Genomic DNA, 11,103 nt, shown 5'->3' on the forward strand with positions numbered 1-11,103 from the left:
GGCGCATGGCGGACGCCCTCGACGGCATCAGAGTCATCGAATTCGCCTACGGCATGGCCGGCCCGTGGATCGGTAGATTCATGGCCTACTGCGGCGCCGAGGTCATCCGAGTGGAGACGAAGAAGCGCCCGGACGTCACGCGCCAATACATCCCGCCATGGGCACCGGAGATGGCGATGCAATCCCAGCTGTCGCCATGGCTCACCGATTGGAACGCCGGCAAACGCTGTATCGCGCTCGACCTGACGCAGCCGAAAGCGGTCGAGCTGGCCAAGCGCATCGCGGCGAGGTGTGACGTGGTGGTGGAGAACTACAGCACCGGCGTCATCGACAAGCTCGGGCTGGGCTATTCGCAACTCAAGCAGGCGAAGCCCGACATCGTCATGCTCAGTACCACCGGCTACGGCGACAGCGGACCGGGCGCCCGTTACGTTACGTGGGGGCCGAATGTCGAGGTGCTGTCTGGTCTGAGCACGCTGTCCGGCTTTCCGGAACGCGGATGTACTGTGACGCAGTATGCCTATCCCGATGCGGTCGGCGCCCTCCACGGTTTGTTCGCGGTGATGTGCGCCTTGGATTATCGCCTGAGAACCGGGGAAGGGCAGTACATCAACCTGTCCCAGTACGAAGCCACCGTGGGGGTGATCGGTCACGTGATGATGGAGTATCTCGCCAACGGCCGGGAGCCACAGCGGCGTGGCAACCGCTCCCTCCATGCGGCGCCCCATGGCTGTTACCGCTGTCAGGGCGATGACCGGTGGTGCGTCATCACCGTCCGCAGCGAGGCGGAATGGGAGTGCTTTTGCCGGGTCGTTAGCAGACCCGATTGGACCGCCGATCCGAGATTCGCCACGCTGTCTGCCCGACTGAAGCATGCGGAGGAACTCGACAGGCTCATTGAGGAGTGGACCGCCAGCCGTACGGACTACGAGGTGATGGCGGCGTTGCAGGAGGCCGGTATTGCCGCGGGCGTGGTGCAGAACGTCGAGGACCAAGTTCGTCGCGACCGCCAGCTGGCGGCACGCGGGTTCTTTGAAGAAATCGAACACGTCAAGAAGGGAAAAGTCATGGCCACCGGTATCCCGCTCGGCTTGACCGGGACCCCCGGCCACACCGGTCGGGCGGGCGCAGCTATGGGGCAGGACAACGAGTACGTCTTCGGCGAAGTGCTCGGTATGACGCCGGAGGAGATACAGAACTGCATCGAAGCAGGAGCGATCGAGACAGCTGACGAACAATGACGAACCTTGGCGTGCTCAGCACGGGGTTGCCCAGTCTGGATCAGGTCATCCAAGGGGTGCTGGCCGGCGACAACATCGTCTGGCAGGTCGATGCGATCGAGGATTACGCCAGGTTCGTCGACCCATTCTGCGCCAACGCGCTACGAACGGGGCGCAAGCTGGTGTACTTCCGCTTCGCCCGCCATGCGCAACTCGTCGCAGACGGCACGGGGGCTGACATTCTCCGCCTGGCTCCTGAACTCGGATTTGAAACGTTCACCGCCGCAATCCACAAGGCGATCGAAAAGGCCGGCCGTGGCGCGTTCTACGTCTTCGACTGCCTGTCGGACCTTGCCGCGGACTGGTACAGCGACCTGATGCTCGGCAACTTCTTCATGGTCACCTGCCCATACCTGTATGACCTGGAGACGGTCACCTACTTCGCCCTCCTCCGGGATCGGAATTCGATCGAGGCGGTCTCTGCGATCCGGGGCACGACCCAAATCCTCATCGACCTCTTCCGGCACAACGAGAAGCTCTACGTGCACCCGCTGAAGGTGGACAAGCGGCACTCGCCAACGATGTATCTGCCGCACGCGTGGGAGGACGGCGTGTTCCGGCCACTGACCGAGAGCGCGGTGCTCTCCGAGATGCTGGTGCAGATCACGGAACGGCGGGTCGATTCCGCCTCCCGCAGCGTCGACCTCTGGGACCGCACCTTCATGCAGGCGCGCGAAATTTCGGAGGGCGTGACGACCGGCACGCGTCCGCCGACCGACGCGCAGGAAATCTTCGAGCATCTCCTGCGCATGATGGTGACCCGTGACGAGCGCCTCATTCCTCTGGCCTGCAGATATCTCGACCTTTCGGACCTGCTCGCGATTCGGAAGCGGATGGTCGGGACCGGGCTCATCGGCGGCAAGTCGGTCGGGATGCTGCTGGCCCGCGCCATCCTGTGCAAGACGAGCCGCCGGTGGCGCCAGACGCTCGAGACGCACGACTCGTTCTTTATCGGCTCGGATGTCTTCTACACGTTCCTGGTCCGCAACGGCTGCTGGCCCATCCGGCGCACGCAGCGGAGTCGGACGTCGTTTCTCGACGGCGCCGAGGCGGCGCGGCAACAGATCCGCGCCGGGACGTTTCCGCCATTCATCCGCGAGCAGTTCATCGCCATGCTGGAGTACTTCGGCCAGTCGCCGATCATCGTTCGCTCCAGCAGCCTGCAGGAGGACAGTATCGGAAACGCCTTCACCGGCAAGTACGAGAGCGTCTTCTGCCCGAACCAGGGTTCCCCGCAGGAGCGCCTGTCGGCGTTTGTGTCCGCCGTGCTGACCGTCTACGCCAGCACGATGAGCCAGGAGGCGTTGCTGTACCGTGCGCACCGCGGGCTGCTCGACTCGGATGAACAGATGGCGATCCTGGTCCAACGGGTGTCGGGCGCCGTGTACGGTGCGCTCTTCTACCCGCAAATTGCCGGCGTGGGGTTGTCGTACAACCCGTATGTGTGGAGCGAGCAGATCGATCCGGAAGCCGGCGTGCTCCGCCTGGTTTTCGGGCTTGGCACCCGGGCCGTCGACCGATCCGACGATGATTACACCAGAGTGATTGCGCTGAACGCACCACTGCGCCGGCCGGAAGGTAGCTTCAACGAAGTGATGGACTATGCGCAGCACCGCGTCGATGTGATCGACCTCGAGGCGAATCGTTTCGTATCCCTGCACAGCGATGCGGTCTTCAGCGCGAGCCCAGGGTTGCCGGTGGAGATGTTCGCGTCGCGCCAAGCCGCGCTCGGAAGTGACACATCGGGCAGGCGCATGCCACCGCCCCCATGGGTCTTGACGTTCGACAGACTGCTCTCGAAGACGCCCTTCGTGCAAGACCTGCGCGATATGCTCGGGGCCTTGCACCGCGCCTATGATTACCACGTCGATGTCGAGTTTACCGCCAACTTCCTTTCGGATGGGAGCTGCCGGATCAATCTCGTGCAATGCCGGCCGCTTCAAGTGAAGGAAGGCGGCAGGATCGTCCCACCGCCGGAAGGCCTGAAGCCGGAAGACATTGTCCTCGAAGCGCTGGGAACGGTCATCGGCCAGAGTTCATTTGTTGCCCTCAATCGCCTCATCTATGTCGTGCCCGCTGCGTATGCGGCGCTGTCAATCAGCGAGCGGTTTTCCATCGCTCGTATGATCGGCCGGCTGACGCACATCGAGGGCGAGGGGGCGCGAGCCAAGACGATGATGCTCCTTGGTCCCGGACGGTGGGGCACCAGCACGCCGTCGCTGGGCGTCCCGGTGTCGTTTGCCGAGATCAACACCGTCTCGGTGCTGTGCGAGATTGTCACGATGGGCATCAATCTCGTGCCGGACGTTTCGCTGGGCACGCACTTCTTCAATGACCTGGTGGAAGCCAACATGCTCTACATTGCCGTTTACCCGGGGACGAGGGGAAACGGTTTGAATGAGGGTTTCTTCGAACAGCAGAAAAACCGGCTCGCCGACCTCGTCCCCGACGAGGCTTGCTGGACAGATGTGGTCCGCGTGATTGATCTCCCGACGGCGCCCGAAGGGCGGGCGCTGTACATCAACGCGAATTGCCTGACGCAGGAAGCGGTGTGCTACTTGACCTTGCCGCCCTCATCCTGAAGCGGCGCTTTCCGATACCTGACCGCCCTGCCGGAACCCACGCGCCGTACGAAGTTGAGAGCCAGGAGACGGTTGAGCACCTGCTTGGCCGTGTCCTTCGGAATGTCCAGTTCGGAACAGACGAGACGGTTGGTTACCTCGGCGTTGCGTTCGAGCAGGTTGAGAACGCCCAGCTGATTCTCCGACAGCAGGCTGGCGTCGGGCCGCCACTCGATGGCCGCCCTCAAGTCTCTTGTCTGCATCCGTATCGCGTCGAGAAACGCCGCTAGCCAGGGTGTGATGTCGGGGCGGGGCAGGTGGGCGTGCGCCTGGCTTTGCCGCAGGGCCAAGTAATACTCCGGCCAGCGGTCGGCGATGACGTTTTCCAACGACGCGTATGGCACGAAGGTGTAGCCGTACTGCAGGAGAAGGAAGTTGGTGAGGATGCGACTCACCCGTCCGTTGCCGTTCACGAATGGTCGGATGGCGAGCAACTCGAGGACGAAGCCGGCGATGACCAGCAGCGGGTGGAAGTTGGTGGACGCGAGTCGGGTGCGTGCCCACTCCGTCGCCACCGTCATCGCCCGCGGGGTGAGATCGGGATCGGTAGACCGGAGCGCGGGCGATTCCATCTTCCTGCACAAGTACGATCGGGCCGTGTCGGAGGTCATTTTGTACTTGCCGCGGTGAGCTTGGCCCGCGTGGGAGTACTTCAGAAGTGTGGCGTGGAACTGGAGGATGAGGTCCTGCCCAAAGCACAGCTCTCGGTGATCGTTGAAGATGGCCCGGAGCAACTCGGCGTAACCCGTTCGGTGTGCTGCGTCGGGCACCTCCCGATTCCGCACTCCGTTGCCCAATCGTCCGCGCACTTCCATGTGCGGCCGGTCGCTCCCACCGATCCGCAACGAGGCGGCGGCGGAGATCTCCACCGTCCGTTTCTTCAGGTGCCGCAAGAGCGAGGGATCCGACAGACCGCGTCCTTCCCACCAGCCCTTGAACTCGTCGATGGCGGATATTTTCGTGACCAGATCGTGCAACCCGCCGGGTGGAATCTCCCGTAGTCTGGCGTCGAGACGTTGATCCATTGTTGCTCTGATACCCGATTATGCCCGCTTTGTCACTTCACGCTTGACACCCACGAGGCACGAACTCTAGAGTCGCGACGGCCGCGAACGGAACCCGTCGCGTATCACTCACACAAGGAGGCGAAAGGCATGGCATTAGCGGAAAAGCTCGAATCGATTTGCCAGGAGGTCATCAAGCGTAACCCCGGCGAGGCCGAGTTCCACCAAGCAGTGAAGGAGGTGATCGATTCACTCGGGCCGGTGTTGGTGAAGTATCCGGAGTTCACCGAGGCGAAGATCATCCGGCGCATTTGTGAGCCGGAGCGCCAGCTGATCTTCCGCGTCACCTGGCAAGATGACAAGGGCGAGGTGCACATCAACCGCGGTTGCCGCGTGCAGTTCAACAGCGCGCTCGGCCCATACAAAGGCGGCCTGCGCTTCCACCCGTCGGTCTACCTGGGGATCATCAAGTTTCTGGGTTTCGAGCAGATCTTCAAGAACTCATTGACGGGCTTGCCGATGGGCGGCGCCAAGGGCGGATCCGATTTCGATCCAAAAGGGAAATCCGACAACGAGGTGATGCGGTTCTGTCAAAGCTTCATGACCGAGCTGTGGCGCATCATCGGCGAGCACACGGACGTTCCCGCGGGCGACATCGGCGTGGGCGGCCGTGAGATCGGATACCTGTTCGGCCAGTACAAGCGCCTCACCAACAAGTTCGAGGCCGGGGTCATCACCGGGAAGGGGCTGATCTACGGCGGCGCCCAGGTGCGTACCGAGGCCACCGGATATGGCTGCACGTATTTCGTGAACGAAATGCTGGCGTCCCGCAAGGACGGGTTCAAGGGCAAGAAAGTCATCGTCTCCGGCTCGGGCAACGTGGCGATCTACACGCACGAGAAAGTGACCCAACTCGGTGGCAAGGTGATCGCCATGAGCGACTCCAACGGCGTGATCTACGACAAGAACGGGATCAATCTGGAGACCATCAAGTTGCTCAAGGAAGTCCAGCGGCGGCGTATCAAGGATTACTGTGAGTACCACAAGAGCGCGCAGTACACGCCCAACGGCAACATCTGGGACATCCCGTGCGACGTGGCGTTCCCCTCGGCGACGGAGAACGAGATCACCGGCAAGGACGCCAAGAAGCTGGTCAAGAACGGGTGCGTCGCGGTCGGTGAGGGTGCCAACATGCCGACCACTCCGGAAGGCGTGCAGGTGTTTTTGAACGCCGGCATTCTTTACGGACCGGGCAAGGCGGCCAACGCCGGTGGCGTGGCGACCTCGGGGCTGGAGATGCAGCAAAACGCCGGCCGTGAAGCGTGGGGCTTCGAGGAAACCGATGTGAAGCTGCAGCAGATCATGAAGAACGTTTACCAGCAGTGCTCCGAGGCCGCCGAGGAGTTCGGCTCCCCCGGCAACCTCGTCAAAGGCGCCAACATCGCCGGCTTCATCAAAGTCGCCCGGGCGATGATCGCCCAGGGCCTCGTCTAACCTCTTCCAGCGCAAAGGGCTGCGGCCGTGGGGTCGCGGCCCTCTGCGTTTTTACACTCCAGGTTTCCCGACCCCCGTTTGCGAGACACCTCATATCCCTTGCGTTCGTGGCAGGTGTTTACCATAAACATCTGTCGTGACCGGATCTCAGCGCTCGGTGGCCCGCGTGCTGGCGTTCTGGAGATGAGCAGCGCCCTCGGGGAGGACAGGTAATGGATCTGCATTTCAGTGAGGCGGATGAGGCCTTCCGCCAGGAGATCGCGCAGTGGTTGGCCGACAATCTCACCGGCGAATTCGCCAAGCTGCGTGGCCGTGGCGGCCCGGGCGATGAGCCCGCGCTCTTGGAGGAACGCCGTGCCTGGGAACGTAAGCTCGGCGATGCGGGTTGGAACTGCGTCGGCTGGCCCACGCAGTACGGTGGCCGCGGCCTGTCCCTGATGCAGCAGGTCATCTTCTTCGAGGAATATGCCCGCGCCGGCGGCCCGGGTCGGCTGGGCCATATCGGCGAAGGTCTTGCCGGACCGACGATCCTCGCCTTCGGAACCGAGGAGCAGAAGAAGCGCTTCCTGCCGGGCATCGTGAAGGGTGAGGAGATCTGGTGTCAGGGCTACTCCGAGCCCAACGCCGGCTCTGACCTCGCCAACGTGCAGACGAAGGCAGAACTCGTCGACGACCACTGGGTCATCAGCGGTCAGAAAATCTGGACCTCGGGTGCGGCTTGGTCCGACTGGTGTTTCGTCCTCTGCCGGACCGACCCGAATGCGAACCCGAAACACAAAGGCATATCGTATCTCCTCGTGCCGATGCGGCAATCAGGCATCGAGATTCGACCCATTCAACAGATGACCGGTGACTCCGAGTTCAGCGAGGTCTTTTTCGACGGGGCACGTACCGCCGTGAACAACGTCGTGGGAGAGGTCAACGGCGGCTGGAAGGTGGCGATGGGCACGCTGGCGTTTGAGCGTGGGGCGTCGACCCTGGGCCAGCAGCTCAACTTCCAGAACGAATTGGAACAGGTGTTCGACATCGCGCAAGCCAATGGCGCGGCCGAGGATCCCGTCATGCGCCAACGTCTGGCCGATGCCTGGATCGGTCTGCGGATCATGCGCTTCAACGCGCTGCGCGCCTTCAGCCACAGCGACGGCGCCGAACTCAGCCGCGAGGCGATGATCACCAAGCTCTACTGGGCCACCTGGCATCGCAACATGGGCAAGCTGGCCATGGACGTGCTCGGCGCGCAGTCCGAGGTCGCCGAGGCCGCGCCGTACGCGCTCACCCGGCTCCAGCGCTTGTTCTTGTTCACCCGGTCCGACACCATCTACGCCGGCACCAACCAAATCCAACGCAACATCATCTCAGAGCGCGCACTCGGACTGCCGCGCTGACGAAGGGTGAATACGAATGAGTACGAATGCTCTTCCCTATCCGGTCTCCCGCAATCTCCTCGAAGGAAAGACGGTCGTGGTGACCGCCGCTGCCGGCACCGGCATCGGCTTCGCGACCGCAAAGCGCTGCGTCGAGGAGGGTGCCAGGGTGATGATCAGCGACATTCACGAGCGCCGTCTCGGTGAAGCCGTCGCCAAGCTGGCCGAGATCAACGGCACGCGCCCGGCCAGCCGGCTGTGCAATGTCACGCGCGAGGCCGACGTGCAGGCGTTGTTCGACGCCGCCATCGCTGCAATGGGTCACATCGATGTCTTGATCAACAACGCCGGACTCGGTGGCTTTGCGCACCTGGTGGAGATGACCGACGAGCAATGGAGCACGGTGCTCGACATCACGCTCAATGGGACCTTCCGCATGACGCGTGCGGCCCTGCGCCACATGATGCCGCGGCAGACCGGGGCGATCGTCAACAACGCCTCGGTGCTCGGCTGGCGAGCCCAGGCCGGTCAGGCGCACTACGCGGCGGCCAAGGCCGGCGTCATGGCGCTCACCCGCTGTGCCGCGATGGAGGCGGCCAAGGCCAACGTGCGCGTCAACGCGGTCTCACCCAGCCTGGCGATGCATGAGTTCCTCGCCAAGGTCACTCCACCCGGCCTGCTCGAGGAGTTGACCGCGCGCGAGGCCTTCGGTCGTCCAGCCGAACCGTGGGAGGTCGCCAACGTCATTGTCTTTCTGGCCAGCGACTACTCGTCGTACATGACCGGCGAGGTTGTTGCGGTCAGCAGCCAGCACCCGTGAGTGTCGTATCGCATATCGTTGCCGATCATCTGGTTCCGCCGGCAGCTCCGTTATCGCGGAGCGTCGGCAAATGCGCGTGAAGCGATGGCCAGTTCGCTTGACGTGTGCAGCCTGCTTATGCGTTACTTCAGAAGGGATGGGAGCAAACGGTGGGCGCTCAAAAGCGCCCAGGCCTGGAAAGTGAAGGAGGGCAAGGTGGATCGACGAATTCTACTGTTGAGTGCTTCGTTGGTGTGTCTGCTGCTGGCGCCGGTGCGGGCGGACGAGTCGGCGTCGGCGGACGCGCTGAAGCCGGGTGATGTGCTGAACCAGTCGAACTGGCAGAAGGCGCAAGGGCTGCTACCGCCAGAGATCCTCAAGCACTACCAGGCAGGCGAGTATGTGAATCCGATCGTCGACTGGCCCGTTGAGCTGTTCAACTGGCCGCCGGATTTTCTCGAAGCGACCAAGGCCAACGAAGGACGCTTCGATGTCGGCGAAAACGGCGAGATCATCGAGAAGGCGACGGGGAAGCAACGTGAACATATGATGGGCCATCCCTTCCCGACCATCGATCCCAAGGATCCCAAGGCCGGCGTCAAGATCATTTGGAACTTCATGTATCGCAGCTGGTACTTCGGGAACATGAACGCCGTATCGCAAATCCTCTGGGTCACTCCGCGTGGCGTCGAACGGCGTTCCGACAATGACGTCAATTGGCAGATTTTCGATGGCGTCCCCCAGCAGGAGTGGATCGATAATCCACAAGGGTTCAATTACCGTAATCTCATCATTTCCAAGAGCCCGGCGGACCTTAACGGTATGGCCGCGCTGAGCTGGCGCTACCGGGATCCGGGGAAGCGCGACTCGAGCTGGGCGTACGTGCCTGCCTTGCGGCGGGTGCGGGCGGTCAGTCCGGCCAACCGGTCGGACGGCTTTCTGGGCTCGGACATGGCGCAGGACGACGGTCCGTTCTTCGACGGCAAGATCGAGGACTTCACCTGGCGCTTGGTCGGCGAGGCCGATCAGTTGCGATTGGTGGATCCGCTCAACCTCAAAGGCGAACACGAATCCGTCTGGTTGCCCAAGGGCGGGTGGCGCGCGAATTGGCCGGATGACCTGAAGTTTCTGGGCTATATGGATCCAAATTGGAAAGGCGTTGGCTGGGCGCCCATCGGCGGTGCCCTGGCGAAACGCCGGCACTGGATCGTCGAAGCCGTCCCCAAAGATAAGTACTACCTATTCGGTAAACTCGAATTGTACGTCGACAAGGTCACCTTCCAGGGAGCGTGGAACCGCAAGTTCGGCTGGCAGGGCGAGTTGCTGAACAGCTTTCAGGTGATGACGTACTTGCCGCTTCCCGACAAGCGCCCCGACGGCAAAGTGGACTACAACCAGGGATCGAACATGGCCTTCGTGTGCGTCGAGAGCATCAAACGCAACCAAGCCACGGTCGCCGGAATCAAGACCACACCGAAAGGTGGCTTCGATCTGCGAGTTGCGTTCGACCCCAACATGTTCGAAACGAGTACACTCGGGCGTTTCGGGAAGTGAGCCGGCGAGATCAGGCCGCTGCAAGCCAGTCCGTCACTGCCTTGAGGACGTAGTCCTCGTAAGTACCATCGTAGCCGGGTCCAGCGCTCACGCGCGGGCCCGGCACGCTTCGTTATCGATCAAGACGGTGACGTCGAATACGCCAGCGCCAGGCGATCCTCTGTAACCGACCTATTCCGGCACGAACCGGCTGATGGTGTCCACGACACACGCCGGCCGGTCTTTACCCTCGACCTCGACGGTGACGCGGATGGTGGCTTGCACGGCGCCACCTTTGACGTCCTCGACGTTGACCAGCTCGCCGCTGCCGCGGATGCGGGAACCAACCGGTACGGGGGCCGGGAAACGGACTTTGTCGGCACCGTAATTCACCCCCATGCGGATGCCGCGGACCTCAACGATCTCTGGCAGGAACATGTTCACCAACGATAGCGTCAGGTACCCGTGCGCTATGCAGGCGCCGAACGGCCCGGCCTTTGCCCGCGCAGGATCCACATGGATCCACTGGTGGTCGCCGGTTGCATCGGCGAACAAGTTGATCCGCTCCTGCGTGATTTCGAGCCATTGGCTGTAGCCGAGATGCGTGCCGACGGCGGTCTTCAGATCCGTGGGGGTCTTGAAGACAGTTCCCATGGTTTGCCGCTCCTCTCTTCTGGGCTAATGGCAGCCGCAACCGCCGTGGCCATCGCAGCCGGGGGAGGGCATGCCGCAAGGCGTGGCCGGCATTGGGGCGGAATCCCTGCCCGAACGGGCGTTGACCACCGACATCAGACGCTCGATGTGCGTCCCTTCACAGCTAGGGCAAGCCACCGACGTTGTCGCCGACAGCACCAGTTCCTCGAACGGTCGCTCACAGTCGTTACACATGTACTCGTAGATCGGCACGTCGTTCCTCCATCGTTAGACACAAGACACAGGCAATGAAGCTGCACAAGAGAGCAGAGAAGCCATACGCGCCGCAGCCTGTCAACCTCGAACACCCTCCGA

The 11,103-nt window shown here is 62.5% G+C and carries 9 protein-coding genes; 6 read left to right on the plus strand and 3 right to left on the minus strand.

The features are described from left to right. The first annotated feature begins 5 nt into the window (after positions 1 to 5). Together VF515_00920 and VF515_00925 are read left to right on the plus strand one after the other, a co-directional pair. Positions 6 to 1,241, plus strand: coding sequence for a CoA transferase (locus tag VF515_00920; protein HEX7406188.1), 1,236 nt, complete (start codon positions 6 to 8; stop codon positions 1,239 to 1,241). Beyond that, positions 1,238 to 3,862: a PEP/pyruvate-binding domain-containing protein gene (locus tag VF515_00925; protein ID HEX7406189.1), complete on the plus strand. Its 2,625-nt coding sequence runs from the start codon at positions 1,238 to 1,240 to the stop codon at positions 3,860 to 3,862. The genes VF515_00920 and VF515_00925 overlap by 4 nt, the downstream gene beginning before the upstream one ends. Here the strand turns inward: VF515_00925 and VF515_00930 are convergent. Further along, positions 3,835 to 4,926, minus strand: coding sequence for a Fic family protein (locus tag VF515_00930; protein ID HEX7406190.1), 1,092 nt, complete (start codon positions 4,924 to 4,926; stop codon positions 3,835 to 3,837). The two genes, VF515_00925 and VF515_00930, sit on opposite strands and share 28 nt — an antisense overlap. 129 nt (positions 4,927 to 5,055) lie before the next feature. Here VF515_00930 and gdhA point away from each other — a divergent pair, with 129 nt between their 5' ends. The 4 genes from gdhA (at position 5,056) to VF515_00950 (ending at position 10,116) form a co-directional block, all read left to right on the plus strand. After that, positions 5,056 to 6,399: an NADP-specific glutamate dehydrogenase gene (gdhA, locus tag VF515_00935; GenBank protein HEX7406191.1), complete on the plus strand. Its 1,344-nt coding sequence runs from the start codon at positions 5,056 to 5,058 to the stop codon at positions 6,397 to 6,399. A gap of 212 nt (positions 6,400 to 6,611) precedes the next feature. Next, complete coding sequence (locus tag VF515_00940; GenBank protein ID HEX7406192.1) at positions 6,612 to 7,784, plus strand: acyl-CoA dehydrogenase family protein; 1,173 nt, start codon at positions 6,612 to 6,614, stop codon at positions 7,782 to 7,784. A gap of 16 nt (positions 7,785 to 7,800) precedes the next feature. Next, positions 7,801 to 8,583, plus strand: a complete 783-nt coding sequence (locus VF515_00945; GenBank protein ID HEX7406193.1) for an SDR family oxidoreductase — start codon at positions 7,801 to 7,803, stop codon at positions 8,581 to 8,583. Positions 8,584 to 8,778: 195 nt separating this feature from the next. Next, positions 8,779 to 10,116 carry a DUF1329 domain-containing protein gene (locus tag VF515_00950; GenBank protein ID HEX7406194.1) on the plus strand — a complete coding sequence of 446 codons (1,338 nt, stop codon included), beginning with the start codon at positions 8,779 to 8,781 and terminating at the stop codon, positions 10,114 to 10,116. 171 nt (positions 10,117 to 10,287) lie between these two features. Here the strand turns inward: VF515_00950 and VF515_00955 are convergent, their stop codons facing one another. Further along, positions 10,288 to 10,749 carry a MaoC family dehydratase gene (locus VF515_00955; GenBank protein ID HEX7406195.1) on the minus strand — a complete coding sequence of 154 codons (462 nt, stop codon included), beginning with the start codon at positions 10,747 to 10,749 and terminating at the stop codon, positions 10,288 to 10,290. A 24-nt stretch (positions 10,750 to 10,773) separates the two neighbouring features. Beyond that, the gene (locus VF515_00960; protein HEX7406196.1) at positions 10,774 to 11,001 is read right to left on the minus strand and encodes a zinc ribbon domain-containing protein; all 228 of its coding nucleotides are present in this window, start codon (positions 10,999 to 11,001) and stop codon (positions 10,774 to 10,776) included. Positions 11,002 to 11,103 lie beyond the last annotated feature (102 nt).

The sequence above is a fragment of the Candidatus Binatia bacterium genome (assembly GCA_036382395.1).
In the GTDB taxonomy this organism is placed as follows: Bacteria; Desulfobacterota; Binatia; order HRBIN30; family HRBIN30; genus JAGDMS01.

What these genes read in the sequence shown, in the direction of transcription:
- VF515_00945 (HEX7406193.1), top strand. Translation starts at nt 7,801, where the DNA reads ATGAGTACGAATGCTCTTCCCTATCCGGTCTCCCGCAATCTCCTCGAA.
- gdhA (HEX7406191.1), top strand. Translation starts at nt 5,056, where the DNA reads ATGGCATTAGCGGAAAAGCTCGAATCGATTTGCCAGGAGGTCATCAAG.
- VF515_00955 (HEX7406195.1), bottom strand. Translation starts at nt 10,749, where the DNA reads ATGGGAACTGTCTTCAAGACCCCCACGGATCTGAAGACCGCCGTCGGC.
- VF515_00920 (HEX7406188.1), top strand. Translation starts at nt 6, where the DNA reads ATGGCGGACGCCCTCGACGGCATCAGAGTCATCGAATTCGCCTACGGC.
- VF515_00930 (HEX7406190.1), bottom strand. Translation starts at nt 4,926, where the DNA reads ATGGATCAACGTCTCGACGCCAGACTACGGGAGATTCCACCCGGCGGG.
- VF515_00940 (HEX7406192.1), top strand. Translation starts at nt 6,612, where the DNA reads ATGGATCTGCATTTCAGTGAGGCGGATGAGGCCTTCCGCCAGGAGATC.
- VF515_00925 (HEX7406189.1), top strand. Translation starts at nt 1,238, where the DNA reads ATGACGAACCTTGGCGTGCTCAGCACGGGGTTGCCCAGTCTGGATCAG.